This is a genomic window from Tabrizicola flagellatus, from assembly GCF_046295235.1.
GTDB classification, from domain to species: Bacteria; Pseudomonadota; Alphaproteobacteria; order Rhodobacterales; family Rhodobacteraceae; genus Tabrizicola; species Tabrizicola flagellata_A.
The window spans coordinates 9,871-27,219 of record NZ_JBKBLV010000001.1 but is presented as its reverse complement, the minus strand read 5'-3'; the positions used below and the strand labels follow the sequence as shown (position 1 = coordinate 27,219).

Annotated in this window: 22 protein-coding genes and 1 tRNA gene; 9 read left to right on the top strand and 14 right to left on the bottom strand. The window is 68.0% G+C overall.

From position 1 onward, the window contains the following. Nucleotides 1-80 precede the first annotated feature (80 nt). The 3 genes from rlmH to ACK4IU_RS00155 all read right to left on the bottom strand — a co-directional run bounded on the left by rlmH (nucleotide 81) and on the right by ACK4IU_RS00155 (nucleotide 1,644). Nucleotides 81-551, bottom strand: coding sequence for a 23S rRNA (pseudouridine(1915)-N(3))-methyltransferase RlmH (gene rlmH, locus ACK4IU_RS00165; RefSeq protein ID WP_409730466.1), 471 nt, complete (start codon nucleotides 549-551; stop codon nucleotides 81-83). Beyond that, a complete protein-coding gene (rsfS, locus tag ACK4IU_RS00160) occupies nucleotides 551-931 on the bottom strand; it encodes a ribosome silencing factor (RefSeq protein ID WP_354001250.1) in 381 nt (126 codons plus the stop codon). Before rsfS ends, rlmH begins: the two co-directional genes overlap by 1 nt. Nucleotides 932-1,083: 152 nt before the next feature. Beyond that, nucleotides 1,084-1,644 carry a hypothetical protein gene (locus ACK4IU_RS00155; RefSeq protein WP_409730464.1) on the bottom strand — a complete coding sequence of 187 codons (561 nt, stop codon included), beginning with the start codon at nucleotides 1,642-1,644 and terminating at the stop codon, nucleotides 1,084-1,086. A 68-nt stretch (nucleotides 1,645-1,712) separates the two neighbouring features. Here ACK4IU_RS00155 and ACK4IU_RS00150 point away from each other — a divergent pair, with 68 nt between their 5' ends. Together ACK4IU_RS00150 and ACK4IU_RS00145 are read left to right on the top strand one after the other, a co-directional pair. Then, nucleotides 1,713-2,243: a DUF2975 domain-containing protein gene (locus tag ACK4IU_RS00150; protein WP_409730462.1), complete on the top strand. Its 531-nt coding sequence runs from the start codon at nucleotides 1,713-1,715 to the stop codon at nucleotides 2,241-2,243. A 14-nt stretch (nucleotides 2,244-2,257) separates the two neighbouring features. Next, entirely contained in the window at nucleotides 2,258-2,473 is a 216-nt protein-coding gene (locus ACK4IU_RS00145) for a helix-turn-helix domain-containing protein (protein ID WP_409730460.1), read from the top strand. Between the two features lie 9 nt (nucleotides 2,474-2,482). Here the strand turns inward: ACK4IU_RS00145 and ACK4IU_RS00140 are convergent, their stop codons facing one another. The 3 genes from ACK4IU_RS00140 to ACK4IU_RS00130 are packed head-to-tail and all read right to left on the bottom strand — an operon-like array spanning nucleotide 2,483 to nucleotide 4,800. After that, on the bottom strand, nucleotides 2,483-3,619 hold the full coding sequence (locus tag ACK4IU_RS00140) for a CaiB/BaiF CoA transferase family protein (RefSeq protein WP_409730459.1): 1,137 nt from the start codon (nucleotides 3,617-3,619) through the stop codon (nucleotides 2,483-2,485). Continuing rightward, the gene (locus ACK4IU_RS00135; RefSeq protein ID WP_409730690.1) at nucleotides 3,616-4,224 is read right to left on the bottom strand and encodes a DsbA family protein; all 609 of its coding nucleotides are present in this window, start codon (nucleotides 4,222-4,224) and stop codon (nucleotides 3,616-3,618) included. Before ACK4IU_RS00135 ends, ACK4IU_RS00140 begins: the two co-directional genes overlap by 4 nt. Nucleotides 4,225-4,263: 39 nt before the next feature. Next, the gene (locus ACK4IU_RS00130) at nucleotides 4,264-4,800 is read right to left on the bottom strand and encodes a DUF721 domain-containing protein (RefSeq protein WP_409730457.1); all 537 of its coding nucleotides are present in this window, start codon (nucleotides 4,798-4,800) and stop codon (nucleotides 4,264-4,266) included. A 165-nt stretch (nucleotides 4,801-4,965) separates the two neighbouring features. Between ACK4IU_RS00130 and mutY the strand changes: the two genes are divergently transcribed. Both mutY and ACK4IU_RS00120 read left to right on the top strand, forming a co-directional pair. Then, nucleotides 4,966-6,009 (top strand): A/G-specific adenine glycosylase, encoded by a 1,044-nt coding sequence (mutY, locus tag ACK4IU_RS00125; RefSeq protein WP_409730455.1) that lies wholly within the window; start codon nucleotides 4,966-4,968, stop codon nucleotides 6,007-6,009. A 93-nt stretch (nucleotides 6,010-6,102) separates the two neighbouring features. Then, complete coding sequence (locus ACK4IU_RS00120; protein ID WP_409730453.1) at nucleotides 6,103-7,218, top strand: alkane 1-monooxygenase; 1,116 nt, start codon at nucleotides 6,103-6,105, stop codon at nucleotides 7,216-7,218. A 9-nt stretch (nucleotides 7,219-7,227) separates the two neighbouring features. Here the strand turns inward: ACK4IU_RS00120 and ACK4IU_RS00115 are convergent, their stop codons facing one another. The 5 genes from ACK4IU_RS00115 to ACK4IU_RS00095 form a co-directional block, all read right to left on the bottom strand. Then, nucleotides 7,228-8,772, bottom strand: a complete 1,545-nt coding sequence (locus ACK4IU_RS00115) for an acetolactate synthase large subunit (RefSeq protein ID WP_409730451.1) — start codon at nucleotides 8,770-8,772, stop codon at nucleotides 7,228-7,230. After that, complete coding sequence (locus ACK4IU_RS00110) at nucleotides 8,769-9,419, bottom strand: DUF2062 domain-containing protein (RefSeq protein ID WP_409730449.1); 651 nt, start codon at nucleotides 9,417-9,419, stop codon at nucleotides 8,769-8,771. Before ACK4IU_RS00110 ends, ACK4IU_RS00115 begins: the two co-directional genes overlap by 4 nt. Nucleotides 9,420-9,571: 152 nt before the next feature. After that, the gene (locus tag ACK4IU_RS00105) at nucleotides 9,572-10,693 is read right to left on the bottom strand and encodes a site-specific DNA-methyltransferase (RefSeq protein ID WP_409730447.1); all 1,122 of its coding nucleotides are present in this window, start codon (nucleotides 10,691-10,693) and stop codon (nucleotides 9,572-9,574) included. Between the two features lie 88 nt (nucleotides 10,694-10,781). Then, nucleotides 10,782-11,414 carry a ribonuclease HII gene (locus ACK4IU_RS00100; RefSeq protein WP_409730445.1) on the bottom strand — a complete coding sequence of 211 codons (633 nt, stop codon included), beginning with the start codon at nucleotides 11,412-11,414 and terminating at the stop codon, nucleotides 10,782-10,784. A 125-nt stretch (nucleotides 11,415-11,539) separates the two neighbouring features. Continuing rightward, entirely contained in the window at nucleotides 11,540-12,028 is a 489-nt protein-coding gene (locus ACK4IU_RS00095) for a hypothetical protein (protein WP_409730443.1), read from the bottom strand. 249 nt (nucleotides 12,029-12,277) lie between these two features. Here ACK4IU_RS00095 and ACK4IU_RS00090 point away from each other — a divergent pair, with 249 nt between their 5' ends. Continuing rightward, nucleotides 12,278-12,568, top strand: coding sequence for a hypothetical protein (locus ACK4IU_RS00090; RefSeq protein WP_409730441.1), 291 nt, complete (start codon nucleotides 12,278-12,280; stop codon nucleotides 12,566-12,568). Further along, nucleotides 12,540-13,244, top strand: coding sequence for a transcriptional regulator (locus ACK4IU_RS00085; RefSeq protein ID WP_149588585.1), 705 nt, complete (start codon nucleotides 12,540-12,542; stop codon nucleotides 13,242-13,244). Before ACK4IU_RS00090 ends, ACK4IU_RS00085 begins: the two co-directional genes overlap by 29 nt. 27 nt (nucleotides 13,245-13,271) lie before the next feature. Here the strand turns inward: ACK4IU_RS00085 and ACK4IU_RS00080 are convergent, their stop codons facing one another. Together ACK4IU_RS00080 and ACK4IU_RS00075 are read right to left on the bottom strand one after the other, a co-directional pair. Next, on the bottom strand, nucleotides 13,272-13,631 hold the full coding sequence (locus ACK4IU_RS00080; protein ID WP_409730439.1) for a peptidoglycan-binding domain-containing protein: 360 nt from the start codon (nucleotides 13,629-13,631) through the stop codon (nucleotides 13,272-13,274). Between the two features lie 147 nt (nucleotides 13,632-13,778). Next, a tRNA-Lys gene (locus ACK4IU_RS00075) sits at nucleotides 13,779-13,854 on the bottom strand. 95 nt (nucleotides 13,855-13,949) lie between these two features. Between ACK4IU_RS00075 and dapF the strand changes: the two genes are divergently transcribed. Next, entirely contained in the window at nucleotides 13,950-14,789 is an 840-nt protein-coding gene (gene dapF, locus ACK4IU_RS00070; RefSeq protein WP_409730438.1) for a diaminopimelate epimerase, read from the top strand. Between the two features lie 17 nt (nucleotides 14,790-14,806). Beyond that, a complete protein-coding gene (gene mtaB / locus ACK4IU_RS00065) occupies nucleotides 14,807-16,057 on the top strand; it encodes a tRNA (N(6)-L-threonylcarbamoyladenosine(37)-C(2))-methylthiotransferase MtaB (RefSeq protein ID WP_409730688.1) in 1,251 nt (416 codons plus the stop codon). Between the two features lie 194 nt (nucleotides 16,058-16,251). Here mtaB and pyrF read toward each other — a convergent pair whose 3' ends face one another. Then, on the bottom strand, nucleotides 16,252-16,944 hold the full coding sequence (gene pyrF / locus ACK4IU_RS00060; protein WP_409730436.1) for an orotidine-5'-phosphate decarboxylase: 693 nt from the start codon (nucleotides 16,942-16,944) through the stop codon (nucleotides 16,252-16,254). A gap of 96 nt (nucleotides 16,945-17,040) precedes the next feature. Between pyrF and ACK4IU_RS00055 the strand changes: the two genes are divergently transcribed. After that, nucleotides 17,041-17,349 (top strand): ROK family protein (locus tag ACK4IU_RS00055; RefSeq protein WP_409730434.1); only part of this gene is annotated, 309 nt, incomplete at its 3' end.

The window sequence follows — 17,349 nt, the reverse complement described above, 5'->3', positions numbered from 1 at the left end:
GGGCGGCTCGTCGAAGCCCTTCGGGCACTCCTCGCCTGCGCCCGGCCGAGGAGCGACCGAAGGAAGCGAGGAGGCTGCCGTCAGACCCGGTGGTAGGGCGAACCCGCAAGGATGGTCGCGGCGCGGTAGAGCTGTTCGGCCAGCATGACCCGGACCAGCATGTGCGGCCAGACCATGCGGCCGAAGCTGAGCACAAGGTCGGCCCGGTTGCGCAGCGCCGGGTCCACCCCGTCCGCCCCGCCGATCACGAAGGCCGCATCCTGCCGCCCCCCGTCGCGCCAGCCGGCAAGCTGCGCGGCGAACTCGGGGCTGGTCATGAGCTTGCCCCGTTCGTCCAGCACGCAGAGCGCCGCACCTTCGGGAATCGCGCGCGCCAAGAGCGCGCCCTCGGCCGCCATGCCGCCGCCCTTGCGGTCCTCGACCTCGTGCTCGGCCACCGGGCCGAGGCCGAGGGGCCGCCCGCTGCGGTCAAGCCTTTGCAGGTAGTCGTCCACGAGGTCACGCTCTGCCCCCGCCCGCAGGCGGCCGACGGCGCAGAGGTGCAGCCGCATCAGGCCTTGGCCGCGCGGGCCGCGCCCGCCCCCATGGGCAGCCACATCTTTTCCAGCTGGTAGAAGTCGCGCACTTCCGGGCGGAAGACATGGACGATCACGTCGCCCGCGTCGATCAGCACCCAGTCGCCGGTTTCCTTCCCCTCCATGCGGACGGAAATCCGCATCTCCTGCTTCAGCCGGTCGGCGAGCTTTTCCGAGATCGAGGCGACCTGGCGCGACGACCGGCCCGAGCAGATCACCATGTAATCGGCCACGTCCGACCGACCGCGCAGGTCGATCTGCACGATGTCCTCGGCCTTGTCGTCATCGACGGATTTAAGCACCAGGGCCAGGACATCCTCGGACGCGTGGTCCTGCTGGGCATCGGCGGGTTTCAGGCGCGGACCGACCGGCAGGCCGGTGGCGGGATCAGAATGCGACAGGACCGGGTCCTCCAGAGACAGGCGCGGCCGACGGCCCCCGCGCCGGGGCTTCGGAAAAGAGTAGCATCCGGGACGCGCAATCTCAACCGAAGGCGGGCGCCTACGCGCTATTCGGCGGCATGGCAAGGCTTGATCGCGCGCAAGGTGTCCGGCCCGAGCAGGTCGGACAGCCGCCCGTCGGCGACCAGCGGCAGGAAGGGGCCATCCGCCGCCACCCGGATAAGGACCGAGCCCCGGGCCTCTGGCGCGGGTCCATCGCCGATCGCGCAGCCGCCGATCCCGAGGCCGAGCTGCCCCCGCGCCGCCCCTTCACGCTTCCACCCCGCGATTTCCGCCTGAAGGGCGCGCATCCGGGCGACCTCGGCCTTCGCGATGGCAAAGCCGCGGGCAGTGGCGCCAGCCGGCAGGGCGACGCCGGGCGGAACGGGGCGGTCCGCAAGGCGGAAGCTGCCCGAGAGCCGATCTGTCCCCCGGGAAGCGGAGAGGTCCAGCCGGGCGCTGCCGGGCGTGACTGCAAGGCCCGGCGGCAGGATCACGACCAGTTCCAGCGCCGCCGGATTGGCCGTCAACGGGTCGAGCGCGGCAAGCCGCGCCGCCGTGGAGGGAACGACCGAGGCACAGGCAGAGAGCGCCAGAAGGCCAAGGAAGGCGCGCAGGGCGGGGAGCATGAGAATCACCTTTGACAGACATATTTTACTGTTTTACAATAAAACAACGTCGCAAAGGGAGAATGTCAATGGAGGAAATCGCGCGTCTGCGGAAACTGTCGGGCATCCTGTATGGGGTTGCGCTGGCCCTGTCGGCGATCCTGCCGGTCGTGGTGCTGATCTATGCTGGCAAGGGGGTGACGGACCCGTCCTCGCTGTTGGCCCGGGCGCCCCTTGTGCCGGCGGGGACGCCGGTCAGCCAGGTTCAGGCCGGGCTGGTCGGGGCGCTGGGGATTCTCTCGGTCCTGCCGATGGTCGCGGCCTTGCGCGGGATGGCGCGGCTGTTCGGCCGCTATGCCGAGGGGGTCGTGCTGGATGCCGGGAACGCCGAGACGATCCTGCGGATCGGCCGCGCGCTGGTCCTGGTGGCGCTGTTCGCCATCCTGGTGCCCACGGCGCAGACCCTGATCCTGGGTTGGAATGCGCCCGACAAGGTGCTGGCGATCAGCCTCGACGGCGGGACGCTGGGCTTCCTGATGGCGGCGGGCCTGCTGACCGTCATCGGCTGGGCGCTGCGCGAGGCGGCGCGGGTCAAGGCCGAGAACGAGGGCTTCGTCTGATGCCTCCCCGCAGCATGCAGATCGTCGTCCGGCTGGACGTGATGCTGGCCCGGCGCAAGATGCGCTCGCGCGAGCTGGCCGAGCGCATCGGGATCACCGAACAGAACCTGTCGCTGCTGAAATCGGGCAAGGTCAAGGGCATCCGCTTCGAGACGCTTGCCGCGATCTGCGCCGCACTGGATTGCCAGCCCGGCGACATCCTGGAAGCGGTGCCAGAGGGCGAGGCCTGAGCCGGGCTGTCAGCCCTTCTTGCCCAGCACCTCGGCCTGGTGTTGGCCCAGACGCGGCGCGGGGCGGTCCAGCGCCAGTTCGGCCGCCGAGAAGGTCATCGGGCTGCGCACGCCCGGCACGCCCTCGGGCGCGATCCGCATGCCCCGCGCTATGACCTGCGGATCGGCAAAGACCTCGGCCATGTCGTTGATCGGCCCGGCGGGGACGCCCTCGGCCTCGCAGGCAGCCAGCAGGTCGGACTTGGCGAAGCTGCGCGTCGCAGCGGTCAGCCTTTCCGTCAGCGCGGCGCGGTTGGTCACGCGGTCGGCGTTGGTCAGAAAGGCGGGATCGGTCGCAAGCTCCGGCAGCCCGAGGATCGCGCAGAGCCGCTGATACTGCGCGTCGTTGCCGGTGGCGAGGATGATCCAGCCGTCCTTGCAGTCGAACACCGCGTAAGGCGCGAGGTTCGGATGCGCGTTGCCCATCAGACCCGGCGGCTTGCCCGAGGCGAGGTAGTTCATCGCCTGGTTCGCCATGATCGAGGTCGCCACGTCCAGCAGCGCCATGTCGATGTGCTGGCCCTCGCCGGTCCGTCCGCGCTGGATCAAGGCGGCAAGGATCGCGGTCGCGGCATAGACCCCGGTGAACACGTCCGTCACCGCCACACCCACCTTCTGCGGCTGGCCGTCGGCGGGGCCGGTCACGCTCATCAACCCGGACATGCCCTGAATGATGAAGTCGTAGCCCGCACGATGCGCATAGGGGCCGGTCTGACCGAAGCCGGTGATCGAACAGTAGATCAGCCGCGGGTTCACCTTGCGCAGGCTATCGTAGTCCAGCCCGTATTTCGCAAGGCCCCCGACCTTGAAGTTCTCGATCACCACATCGGCGTCAGCGACCAGGCGGCGCACGGTCTCCTGCCCTTCGGGCGTGCGGAAATCGCAGGTGATGCCGCGCTTGCCGCGGTTCGCGGCATGGAAATAGGCGGCGGAGCGTTCCCCTTCCACCTCGAGGAACGGAGGCCCCCAGCGCCGGGTGTCGTCGCCCTCGGGCGCCTCGACCTTGATGACTTCGGCCCCGAGGTCGGCCAGCGTCTGGCCCGCCCAGGGGCCGGCCAGAATCCGCGCCAGTTCGATGACGCGGATTCCTTGCAGAGGTGCGGTCATTCCTTGGCCAGCTCGGCGTCGATGATCGCCTTGAGGTCGGCGTAGGTCATGTTGGAATGCTTGCTGCCGTTGATGAACAGCGTGGGCGTGCCTTGCACCCCGTCGGCCTCGAAATTGGTCTGGAACTGCTTGATCAGCGCCTCGGCATGGGGCTTGTCGTTCAGACAGGCTTCCATCGCGGCATCCTCGAGTCCCGCCGCGCGGCCGATGGTCTTGAGCTGTTCGACCACGGCCTGCGGGCTTTCTGCGGCCGCCCATTCCTTCTGCTTGGAAAACAGCATGTCCTGGATGCCGAAATAGCGCATCTCGCCGCCGCAGCGAGCGATCAGAGCCGCCCAGAGGCCGTAACGGTCGAAATAGACCTCGCGCAGGGTGAAATGCACCTTGCCGGTGTCGATGTAGTCCTTCTTCAGCTGGGTGAAGACGTTGTCGTGGAAATCGGCGCAATGCGGGCAGGTGAAGCTGGCATATTCGACGATCTTGACCTTGGCGTCGGGCGATCCCAGCGAATAGTCGCTGACTGCGGGGGCAGCGGCCTCGGTCGTGGTTTCCTGGGCCAGCGCCGGGGTCATGGCCGCGGTGGCGGCAGCGGCAAGGGCGATCATGGCCCGGCGGTTCAGTTTCATCATCGGTCGGCGTCCTTTTCAGCCCGAAGTTCTGGATCGGGGGCGAGTTAAGATGTTTTGCGCCAGCTGTTCAAGCGCACTGCGCAAGCCCGGATCGGAGACACCCTCGGCCACGGTTGCGGCCTTTGCGGCCACGGCCGGATCGGCGGGCTTCGCTGCCTTTGGCGCAGGGGTGAATTCGGCCTGACCCTCGGCAAAGCCGGTGGCGGCGGTCTGGGTCAGGTGGATGTGCTGGATGGCGGCATAGCCATAGACGGCGTTCACCCGTTCCTTCAGCTGCGGCAGCGCCATCTGCACCAGCGGCGCCTCGCTGGCCTTGACCAGAAGGGTGAGCGTCGCACCGAGGCCCCCCTTGCCATAGCCGATCTTCACCGGCCGGGTCCGGCGCGCCATGTCCTCGCCCGCGACCTCGGCCCAGTGGGTCAGCAGACGCGCGGCGGCAAAGCCGCGCGACTCTCCGGCCACGCGCACCGCGTCCTTCATCAGCCCGAAGGCAGGCTCGAACCCGCGCATCCGGTGCTCGGCACTGGGTGAGGGGAGGGGCTGGCGGCTCATCTGCTCCTGTCCTTTGCGCCCATTCTACCCGATGCGCTGGCCCTCGCCAGTGGGAAGGCTGAAACAGGAATAAACATTGCGTCAGCGGATGGTTACCCGGTGCCCGGACGCCCGGTGCAGCCACGCCCTCTGGCCGCCGGCGTCCCGTCCGCTATCTTCGCCCCGATGCAGGCCCCCGAATCCCTATCCGCCCGGCTCCTGTCCTGGTACGACCGCTACGCCCGTGCGATGCCATGGCGAGTCCCGCCGCAGGACCGCGCAGCGGGCATCCGCCCCGACCCCTACCGCGTCTGGCTGTCCGAGGTCATGCTGCAGCAGACCACCGTCGCGGCGGTGAAGGATTACTTCCACCGCTTCACTGCGCGCTGGCCCACGGTAAACGACCTTGCCGCCGCCGAAGATACGCAGGTGATGGGCGAATGGGCGGGACTGGGCTACTACGCCCGCGCCCGCAATCTGCTGAAATGCGCCCGGGCGGTCGCCTCGGACCATGGTGGCCGGTTCCCCGCGACCCGCGACTCCCTTCTGGCACTGCCCGGGATCGGGCCCTACACGGCCTCCGCCATCGCGGCCATCGCCTTCGACGAACCCGCGACCGTGGTCGATGGCAACGTCGAGCGCGTGATCGCGCGCCTTCACCTTGTCGAGACCCCGCTTCCCGCCGCCAAGCAGGAACTTACCGCGCTGGCCGCCCGGCTGACCCCGGCCTCCCGCCCCGGAGACTATGCCCAGGCCATCATGGACCTCGGCGCCACCATCTGCACCCCGCGCTCTCCGGCCTGCGGAATCTGTCCGTGGTCGGATGCCTGCCGCGCCCGGGCAAGGGGCCTCCAGGCCGAGCTTCCCCGCAAGACGCCGAAACCCGACAAGCCCATCCGGCGCGGCACGCTCTGGCTTGGTCACGGGGACGGCGCCATCCTCCTGGAACGCCGCCCGGAGAAGGGTCTCCTCGGCGGGATGCTGGGTTTTCCCGGAGACGGCTGGGACGGGCAGGGCGGCCCGGCACCGGCCGCCGCCGACTGGCAGGATATCGGCGAAGTGCGCCATACCTTCACCCATTTCCACCTGATCCTGTCGGTCCGGGTCGCCCGGCTGGACGGCCCCCCGGACCGGGGCGAGATGATCCCGCACCACCAGTTCCGCCCCGCCGACCTGCCCACGGTCATGCGCAAGGCCTGGGATCTCGCCCGGGGTCAGCTTTCAGGATGATCCGGGACAAAGCCAAGATTTTTCGACGAAAGATCTTGGCCATCCGCCCGTTGGCGACTTTGATGCCGGTCGAGCTTGATCTAGACTGCCGGCATGAGCCCGTTGCCCGCCGTCCTGCCGTTCTGGCTGTCCCTCGCCCTGCCGCCGCTCGCGGTCATCGGGCTCTGGTTCGGCGGCTGGACCATCGCGCTCCTGCCACTCTCGACCTGGTGGCTCTTCACGCTTCTCGATGCGGTCACCGGCCACAACACCGCCAATCCCGATCCGCAGACGCCAGAGGCGCAGCTGGGCGCTTACCGGATGGTCACGCTGGTCTGGTTCCCGATCCAGCTTGCGCTGCTGGTGGCGATGCTGTGGTTCGTCCCGCGCGCCGACCATCTGGACGCCGGCGAGAAGCTGGCGCTGTTCTTCGGGATGGGGGTCGTCTCGGGCACCATCGGCATCAACTACGCGCATGAGCTGATGCACCAGAAATCGCGGCTGGAGCGCTGGCTTGCCGACCTGCTTCTTGCCTCGGTGCTGTATTCGCATTTCCGGTCGGAACATCTGCGCGTCCACCACATCCATGTCGGCACTCCACGCGATCCGGTGACCGCGCGCTACAACGAAGGCTTCCATCGCTTTTTCCCCCGAGTGCTGCGGCAGTGCCCGCCTTCGGCCTGGCGGGCCGAGGTGGCGATGCTGGCCCGGAAGGGTCTCCCCTGGTGGCACCGCTCGAACCCCTTCTGGCGCTATGCGGCCTTGCAGTCGGCGTTTCTCGCGCTGGCACTGGGTCTGGGTGGCTGGGAGGGGCTGGGGCTGTTCCTGGTCCAGGCCTTCACCGCGATCTGGCAGCTGGAACTGGTGAACTACATCGAACACTACGGCCTGACGCGCCGCCATCTGGGCGATGGGCGCTATGAACATGTCCTGCCGCGCCACAGCTGGAACGCGGACCAGCGCGCCTCGAACTGGCTGCTGATCAATCTCCAGCGCCATTCCGATCACCACTACAAGCCCGACCGTCGCTTTCCGGTCCTGCAGACCTACCCGCCGGACGAGGCGCCGCAGCTGCCCTTCGGCTATCCGCTGATGACCATGGCAGCGATGGTCCCACCCTTGTGGAGGCGGATCATGAACCCCCGCGTCCGCGCCTGGCGGCGCCGGCATTACCCCGACATTTCCGATTGGCACCCCTACAACAAGGCGCTGAACCCGGTCGCGGGCTGAGCGGGCCGCTCAGCAGACGACCTCGATCAGCCGCGGGCCGCGCTTGGCCATCGCCTCGGCGAAGGCGGCATTGAAGCCAGCCATGTCGGCGACACGCACCCCCGCCACGCCATGCCCCTGCGCCAGCGCCACCCAGTCGAGCGCCGGCCCCTCGACATCGAACATCGCCCGTGCATTGCGGCCGACCTCGTTCACCCCCATCGCCGCCAACTCGTCGCGCAGGATCTGGTAGCCGCGGTTGGCGAAGATCACCACGGTCACGTCCAGCCCCTCGCGCGCCATGGTCCAGAGCGATTGCAGCGTGTACATCCCCGACCCGTCGCCCTCCAGAACCACGACCTTGCGGTCCGGGCAGGCCACTGCCGCGCCCACGGCATTGGGCAGGCCAAAGCCGATCGAGCCGCCGGTGATCGTCAGCGCATCATGCCCCCGCGCCCGCTTCAGCCCCGGCGCAAGGAAGTAGGAGGCCGAGATCCCCTCATCCACCACCACCGCGTCCTCGGGCATAAGCGCGGCGATCGCCTCGCCCACCTTGGTGACGGTCAGCTCGCCCTCGGGCAGGGCGGGCAGGTCGAGGGGCACGAAATCCTCGGACCCAAGCGCGGCCTCGCCCAGTTCGGCGGCCAGCGCCTGAAGGGTCCAGGCGATGTCCATGTCGCGGCTGCACAGGTCGATCAGCCGGGTGTCGGGATCGTCGGGGGTGGAGGGCAGTCCGGGATAGGCGAAGAAGCCCGCCGGACGGGTCGTCCCGCAGAGGACCAGCGCCGGGGCGCCCTGCAACAGCTTCAGGTTCTCATCGATCCGGTAGGCCATGCGCTCGATCCTCACCGCGCCCGCCCCACGGCGGAAACGGCTGACGAAGAAGGGCTGCATCAGCCGCGCCCCCGCCGCCTTGGTCAGCCGTTTCGCCAGCAGGCCAAGGTCAGTGAACAGCACCGGCCCATCTACCAGGAGCACCGCCCCCGGCTGGCGCAGCGCCCTGGCGGCGGCCTTCACCTCGGCCTCGGAGGGCCGGCGCAGCGATGGCGGAGGGGCGGCAACCGCGTGGCCCGTTGCCGGCTCCCAGGCGGTGTTTGCCGGCAGGATCAGCGTGGCGATCTGCCCACCCTTCGCCCGTGCGGCCTGCACCGCCTCGGCTGCATCCTGCGCAACCTTGCCGGCTTCGGAACAGACCCGGGTCCAGTGCGACACGGCCTGCGACACGCCCACCGTGTCGCCTTTCAGCGGCGCCTCGAAACGCAGGTGATAGTCGGCATGGTCGCCCATGATGTTCAGGACACCCGACTGCGCCTTGCGGGCATTGTGCAGATTGGCGAAGGCGTTGCCGAAACCGGGCGCCAGATGCAGGAGAGTGGCCGCGACCTCGCCCGACATCCGGTAGTAGCCGTCCGCTGCCCCCGAAACCCCGCCCTCGAACAGGCAGAGGATGCAGCGCATCTCGGGGTGGCGGTCCAGTGCGGCCACGAAATGCATCTCGGACGTGCCGGGATTGGCAAAGCAGACCCTGACGCCCGAGGCCAGCAGCGTCTCGACCAGGGTATTCGCACCGTTCATTTCCCGTTCCCTTCATCGGTCGCCTCGGCCTTCGCCGACAGCCTTTGAGCCCGCGCCTCGCGCCTGGCAGCCCGCAGTCGCTGATAACCGTTCAAGGCCGGCAGGCTGAGCCAGTATGCAGCGATCGCCGCGACCAGGCCGGGGCCCGTGCCGCCCACCAGATAGGGCAGGAACACGCCCCGGAAGAACCGCTCCAGCCGGTCCCAGCGCATCTCCTCGGCGGTGAAGATGGCCCGGACGTTGCGGTAGATCTCGTCGCCCGCCTGCCCGAAGGCGGTCATGACCTGCGACATGGGAACCCCGTCGGCCCGGGTGCCCAGGATCGTCTGGCCGAGGTCGATCGACAGCATGGCGATGAAGGGGAAGGTCAGGGGATTGCCTGCCGCGGTGCCGATCAGCGCGGCGATGATGTTGCCGCGGATGACCCAGGCCAGGAACACCGCCAGAAAGAAATGCAGCCCGAACAGCGGCGTGAACGAGGCGAAGACCCCGCAGGCGATCCCCCGCGCGATCCGGTGCGGTGCGTCGGGGATGCGGCTGGCGCGATGGCGCAGATAGCGGAACGCCCGGCCCCAGCCACCCCGCGGCAGCACCAGGGCGCGCAGCTTCTGCCAGAGGCTGAGTGGCTTGCGTCGGCGAAAGACCATCCGTGCTCCATTTCGGTATTGGAACCGGGATAGGAAACCTGGGGGCCGGGATCAACCAACTCGAGGCTGAGGAACGGAAAAAACCCCGCCGAGACATCTCGGCGGGGTAGAGGTGTCCCCCAGGCGGTCCGGGGGACAGGCGTGTTCGGATGTCAGTGCGTGCGGCTGCCGTCGGCCTCCATCTCGGCCCGGATCTGCTGCCGCAGGATGTCGATGGGGACCAGCTTGCCGTCGCGCTTGAAGTGCCAGTAGGTCCAGCCGTTGCAGGAGGGCGCGCCCTCCAGAGCCGCGCCGACCTGATGGATCGAGCCCTTCACGTCATTGCCAATCAGCGTGCCGTCGGCCCGTACCTTGGCCTTGAAGCGGTTGCCGAGGCTGAAAAGCTCTTCCCCCGGCCGCAGCATCCCGCGTTCGACCACCTGGCCGAAGGGCACCCGCGGCTCGGCGCGTTTCGACCCCGAGACCTCCAGCGCCGAGGCGTCGAAGCGGCGGACCCGTGCGATCCGCTCGGCGGCGGCCTTGCGATAGGCGGGTTCGCGTTCGATGCCGATGAAGTCGCGGCCCAGCATCTTGGCGACCGCACCCGTGGTTCCGGTGCCGAAGAACGGGTCCAGCACCACGTCGCCGGGATTGGTGGTTGCCACCAGCACCCGATGCAGCAGCGCCTCGGGCTTCTGGGTCGGATGGGCCTTGTCGCCGTTCTCGTCCTTCAGCCGTTCGTGCCCCGTGCAGAGCGGGATCACCCAGTCCGACCGCATCTGCACGCCGTCGTTCAAGGCCTTCAGCGCCTCGTAGTTGAAGGTGTATTTCGCCGCCTCGTCCCGGCTGGCCCAGATCAGCGTCTCGTGCGCGTTCGTCAGGCGCTTTCCCTTGAAGTTCGGCATGGGGTTCGACTTCCTCCAGACAACGTCGTTCAGAAGCCAGAACCCAAGATTCTGTAGTTCGGTTCCCAGCCGGAACACATTGTGGTAGCTGCCGATGACCCAGATCGCCCCGTGAGGCTTCAGCAGGCGCTTTGCGGCGGCCAGCCAGTCACGGGTGAAGGCGTCGTAGGCGGCAAAGCTCGCGAACTGGTCCCAATGGTCGTCCACCGCATCGACCTTGGAGTTGTCGGGCCGATGCAGTTCGCCCTTGAGCTGAAGGTTGTAGGGCGGGTCGGCGAAGATCAGATCGACCGAAGCCGCCGGAAGGGAATTCATCACCTCCACGCAATCGCCAGCAAGGATCTGGTTCAGCGGAAGGTCGCTCTCCGCCGCGGTATTCCTGGTCGTCATTCTCTGCCTCTGCCCCCGGCATCTTTGTGTGCCGATGTTGCCCGGAATCATGAGTCAGAGCCGATTCGCCGTCAAATTCTTTTTTGAATCAAGAGCTTACATAATTCTCTTGATACAATATGTTGTGGACGGGGCGGAACGAACGTCTATGCCAAGGGGTAACGCCTAGAGTTTTCAGCGCCTCAAGATGCGCGGCGGTCGGGTAGCCGGCATTGGCTTCCCAGCCGTAACCGGGGTGATGTTGCGCCAAATCCACCATGATCCGGTCGCGCGTGACCTTGGCCACGATCGAGGCAGCGGCGATCGACAGGCAACGCACGTCGCCCTTGACGATGGCCGTCGCCGGACAGGCCAGCCCGCGCGGGATCAGGTTGCCGTCGATCAGCGCATGGTCCGCCGACAGGCCCGCCACCGCCCGTTCCATCGCCAGATGGGTGGCTCGCAGGATGTTCAGGCTGTCGATCTCCTGAACGCTGGCATGCGCGACCGAGACCTCGGCCAGCGCCATGATCTCGTCGAACAAAGCCTCGCGCCTTGCGGCCGTCAGCATCTTGGAATCGCGCAGGCCCGCCGGGATCCGGGTGGGGTCCAGCCGCACGGCGCAGGCGGTCACCGGGCCGGCCAGGGGTCCGCGCCCAACCTCGTCCACGCCGACCACCCGCAGGGCGCCGGTGCAGAGCGCCTCGGTCTCGTGCAGGAAATCGGGAAGGTTGCGGGCCATGTGTCCACCTAGCGCGGAACCGGCGCCGGAAAAAGGGGGCGGGAGCTGCTCACCCTCCCACCCCCAGCAGGAGACGGGATCAGGGCGGTCCCGTCTCGGTCAAGGCCGCCTCGGCGGCCCGGATGTCAGTTGCCCTGCACGCGAAAGCCCGCGTCGCGCAGGCATTTCGCCGAATAGACCCGGTCCCGTTCGCCGAAGATCGTCGCGCCATTGGAACAGCCGCGCGGCAGGCGGTGGCGAAAGCCTTCCGCACGCAGGCAGCTTTCGGGGTAGAGCGAGACCGAGCGGTCCGCCCCGTCGATCGAGATTGCGCAGACTGATGGAACGCGCCTGGACGACACCGGCTCGGGCAGGGGTGCGGGGGCTGGCGCCGGCGCCGGCCGGTCGCGGTCCTTCAGTTCATGTGCGATGGCGCCGACGACCAGAGCCGCGATCAGCGCCTTGGCCAGGTCGTCCTTCTTGTCGGCCTTGGCCGGGATCGCGGTGGCCAGCACCAGCGCCAGCGCCGCGGCGCCGCCGGTCAGCATTGCGGCAAAGCGGCGTCCGGTCAGCGTGCTTTCAGATATGCCATGCGACGGGATGCGATGCGACTTGCTTCTGAATTCGACGGGCATGCGTGCCTCCTGCTGGGGGTCTGTTGGTCTTTGCGGTCGCTGCCGATGGTCCGCGACCTCGATGACCCACGCTCGACCCATGCCTCCCGGGTAAGCAATATCGCCCGCCTGCTAGGCCATAGCGGTGCGGCAGACCTGACTTGCTATCCGATAACAAGGCCGCAAATTCTTGCCTGATATTGAATATCAGCGCGCCCGCGCGCATTGTCCGAGGGCAAATCGAGCAGCCTCCTTTCCGGAGCCGGAAAAATGAAAAGACTGACCGCTTCTGTCGCAGTTGCGCTTGCCTTGGCCATAGCCGGGCCGGCCTCGGCCGAATGCTATGCCGACTACAAGGCCAAGCGTGACGAACCGCTCAAGCTGATCTACGGTGTCTCGCAGGTGTCGGACGGCAATTGCAACCCCGGAGCGGCCGAAGGCGAACTCACGCCCAGGCTTGCATCGGGTGGCTGGACCTTGCTTACTGTTCTGTCCACATTCGGGCCCGAAGGGCTTGAGGAAAGGAAAGCGAGTGCCGGAGACTTCTTCCTCCGTTACTGAGAGTCTCAAGGCGGGCAACCGCGTCGTCGCCTTCGGTATCGCCGCCATCGTCCTGATCCTGCTGGCGGCGGCCCTGTTCCTGTTCCTGAACCTGCCGGACGCGAACGCCTTCAATGCGCGTGTCGAACGCATTTTCGTCGAGAACGACGACCTGCGATCGGGCGCCGAGATCAAGCTGCTGGAGATCCTCGCGCAATCCGGCACCGCCTTTTCCGAGGTGCTGGTCAGCTATCGCAGCGTGATCTTCGTGCTTCTGGTGTTCTCGACCGCGCTCCTGATCGCGGCGCTGGTGTTCCTGGTCATGATCATCGCGCTGAACCGGCGGATCTCGGCGATCCAGCGGTCGGGGATTCAGGTCGCCAGCCTGATGATTTCCCGCGAGGCGCGGGCGGTCTACATCAACGACATGGAATTCCAGCTGACCGAGGCGGCGCTGGAAACGCTGTCGGTCCTGGCGGAGGCGCGGATGGATGACGAGGTGCTGACCGGCGCCCAGATCGAGGCGGTGATCTCGGGCCGGAACGAGGCCGACTGCGACGAGGCCGCCGGGGCGACCCGCGTGAAGCGGCTGCGCGACGCGCTGGGCAACCAGCTTGTGTCGGAACTGCTGGTCAAGACCATCGCCCGGCGGGGCTACATGCTGGCGGTAGGCAAGGACACGATCAAGATGATCTGACCGGCCTTGCCCTGCCGCAGCCGACCGTCAGCCGCCGTCGCTTTCGTCGCCCTCGCCCCAGAGATACTTGCCCAGATCCCCGCTCGCCAGCGCCTGGACATAGGTCGCAGCGCCCTTGGCCGAGCCCAGATCGAATCGGGTGCGGCCATAGCTGTTCTGCTCAATGAACGCGGCCGCCTGCACCAGACCGCGGCGCGTGCCCGGACCATAGGCGCCGTCGATGCCGCCGGAATAGAAGCCGGCCATGGCCAGCTGCTCCTGCGCAGCGCGGCGGGCGGCGGGGGAAAGCCTCTCGAAGGCGGATTGCAGCGCGTCGCCCTCGGCGAGCAGCGGCGCCGGCAGGATCAGGGCTGCGGGAAGGGACAAAAGGATCTGGCGACGGTTCATCGGGAACTCCTTGCACGGTTACAATCGCAAGCATAGCCTATGAATTGGATCACAACTTTGACCAAAAGCAGGCAATGCCGTGCCAGATCGATAGAGCCCGGTCCGTCTGGTCCGCCCGCAATTCAGTCCATGGCTTTCAGGAAGTGGTGGTGAGCCGGACAGGATTCGAACCTGTGACCCGCTGATTAAAAGTCAGCTGCTCTACCAACTGAGCTACCGGCCCCACGAGGCGGCTGATTAGGCAAGCCCGCCCACAGGGTCAAGGGCAAAAACGAGCGGCACTGGCAAATCTTCGGGTGCGGGCGTATATGCCGGGGCATGATGGAGACTTCGGCGCAGACCGGCCTGCCGTTCATGAAAATGCATGGCGCGGGCAATGATTTCGTGGTGATCGACTCGCGCGGGCGCGGGGCGGTGGTCACGCCTGCGCTGGCGCGGGCGCTGGGGGATCGGCACCGGGGCGTGGGCTTCGACCAGCTGGCCGAGATCACCGATGCGCCCGGCGCCGATTTCGGGCTGGTGTTCTGGAACAGCGACGGCAGCCAGGCCGGGGCCTGCGGCAACGCGACCCGCTGCGTCTCGGACCATGTGATGCGCGGGCTGGGGCGGGACCGGGTCTCGCTGGTCACCGCGCGCGGCGGGTTGCGGGCGGAGCGTCTAGAGGACGGCCGGGTGGCGGTGAACATGGGGCCGCCGCAGCTTGACTGGGCCTCAGTTCCGCTGGCGCGCGCGGTCGATCCGCTGCACCTGCCCCTGCCGGGCGATCCGGTGGCGGTGGGCATGGGCAACCCCCATTGCGTCCACTTCGTCGCCGATGCCGAGGCGGTGGACCTGGCCGCGCTCGGCCCCGGCATCGAGCATGACCCGCTGTTTCCCAAGCGCACGAATGTCGAGTTCGCAAGCCCGCTTGGCCCCGATCACCTGCGGATGCGGGTCTGGGAGCGCGGGACGGGGATCACGCTCGCCTGCGGTTCGGGCGCTTGTGCCGTGGCGGTCGCGGCGCATCTGCGCGGGCTGACCGGGCGGCGCGTGGTGCTGGAGGCGGACGGCGGCACGCTGGAGGTGGACTGGCGCGAGGATGGCGTCTGGCTGACCGGCCCGGTGGCGCGGGTCTTCGACGGTGAACTGTCACCCGATTACGTGGCGGCCCACCGATGAACGCGCCCGCCCATCCGGTGAAACCTCCGGTCTTCGCCACGCTCGGCTGCCGGCTGAACGCCTACGAGTCCGAGGCGATGAAGGAGCTGGCCGCGGCGGCGGGCCTGTCGGACGCGGTGATCGTGAACACCTGCGCCGTCACCGCAGAGGCGGTGCGCAAGGCCAAGCAGGAAATCCGCCGCCTGTCCCGCGAGAATCCGGGCGCGCCGATCATCGTGACCGGCTGCGCCGCGCAGACCGAGCCCGAGACCTTCGCCGCCATGCCCGAGGTGGCCCGTGTCATCGGCAACCACGAGAAGATGCAGGCAGAGATCTGGAAGGGCCTTGCCGCGCCGGACCTGATCGGCGCGACCGAGAAGGTGCAGGTCGATGACATCATGTCGGTGCGCGAGACGGCTGGGCATCTGATCGACGGGTTCGGCCGGCATCGGGCCTATGTCCAGGTGCAGAACGGCTGCGACCACCGCTGCACCTTCTGCATCATTCCCTACGGGCGGGGCAATTCGCGCTCGGTCCCGGCGGGGGTGGTGGTCGAGCAGATCAGCCGGCTGGTAGACCGCGGCTTCAACGAGGTGGTGCTGACCGGGGTGGACCTGACCTCCTGGGGCGCCGACCTGCCCGGCCAGCCGCGGCTGGGCGATCTGGTGCGGCGGATCCTGAAGCTGACGGCGGTGCCCCGACTGCGGATCAGCTCGATCGATTCCATCGAGGCCGACCCGGCGCTGATGGAGGCGATCGCGACCGAGCCGCGGCTGATGCCGCACCTGCACCTGTCGCTGCAGGCCGGGGACGACCTGATCCTGAAACGGATGAAGCGGCGGCACCTGCGAGAGGATGCGATCCGCTTCTGCGAGGAGGCGCGGCGGCTGCGGCCCGGCATCGTCTTCGGGGCCGACATCATCGCGGGCTTCCCGACCGAGACCGAGGCGATGTTCCAGCGCAGTCTCGATCTGGTGGCCGACTGCGGGCTGACCTTCCTGCATGTCTTTCCCTTCTCGCCCCGCAAGGGCACCCCGGCCGCCCGGATGCCGCAGGTGCCGGGGGCCGAGATCCGCGAGCGCGCCGCCCGGTTGCGGGCGCTGGGCGAAGCGGTGCTGGCCGCCCACCTCGCCGCGCAGGTGGGACAGGTCCAACGCGTGCTGACCGAGGGAGCCCGGATCGGACGGACCGAGGGATTCGCCGAGGTGGCCTTCGCCGCGGACCAGCCGGAGGGGGCGATCCTGGAGGTCCGGATCACCAGCCGGGACGGGGCGCGGCTGCTGGCCTGACCTGTCCACGGTGGACAAGAGCCGATAATACTTGAAAATCAATACTTTGAAAATTTTCGTAAAGGATTCCGAAAGGAATCGGGCATGCTGCTGGGCGGGCGCTGGGGGCGCTTCGCCCCCCAGACCCCCCGAGAGTATTTCCGAAAAGGGCAAGAGCAGATCGGGCCCTCTGGCAAGGTAGTCCCTTGGCGCGATCAGGGCAGTTCGGCGATCACGGCGCGGGCGGCGGCGGCGGGATCGGTGGCCTGCCAGATCGGGCGGCCGACGACGATGTGGTCCGCGCCGTCGGCGATGGCCTGGCGCGGGGTGGCGATGCGCTTCTGGTCGCCAGTGGCTACCCCGGCGGGGCGGATGCCGGGGGTGACGATCAGCTTGCCCGCCGCTTCGGGCAGGGCGCGGATCAGGGCGGCTTCCTGCGGGCTGGCGATGACGCCGTCGGCCCCGGCTTGCAGGGCGCGGGCGGCGCGTTCGAGGGTGATGTCGTGGATGTCGCCAGGCTTGATGAGGTTCGCGTCCAGATCGGCGCGGTCGAGCGAGGTGAGGATCGTGACGGCAAGGATCTTCAGGTCCGTGCCGCGCTTGCCGGTGGCGGCGGCGGTGACGACCTGCGGGTCGCCGTGGACGGTGAGAAAGTCGAGGTCGTATTGCGCAAGGCCCCGGACGGCGGCCTCGATCGTGGCGCCGATGTCGAAGAGCTTCATGTCGAGGAAGATGCGCTTGCCTTGTTCGTGCTTGAGCTCGTTGGCCAGCGCCAGGCCGCCGCCGGTCAGCATGCCGAGGCCGATCTTGTAAAAGCTGGCGGCGTCCCCGATCCGGGCGACGAGGTCGAGGCCCTGCACCACATTCGGCACGTCGAGGGCGACGATCAGGCGGTCATCTGCGGGCATCGGGCTCTCCTGCGTTGCGGGCGGTTTGACGGGGCGGGGATGGGCTGTCAAGACTGGCGGCAAACGGGGCCGGAATGGCGCCAGAACGGGGACAGAATGATCCTGGCATTCGACATCGGCGGCAGCCGGATCCGGGCGGCCGCCTGGGACGGGGCTTTGCGGCCCCTCGGCGAGGTGCCGACGCCCGGTGACGATCCGGGTGCCTTCCTGGCGGCCGTAACGGGTTTCGTGACCGGACATGAGCAAGGCATCGCGATCTCGATCGCCGGAGTCGTGGACCCGGGCAGCGGGGTTGGCAGGGTGGCCAACATCCCGGCGATCGACGGCGTTTCGCTGGAAAGCCGGATCGGGGCGGCGACCGGGCGTCCGGTCAGGGTCCTGAACGACGCCGACTGCTTTGCGCTG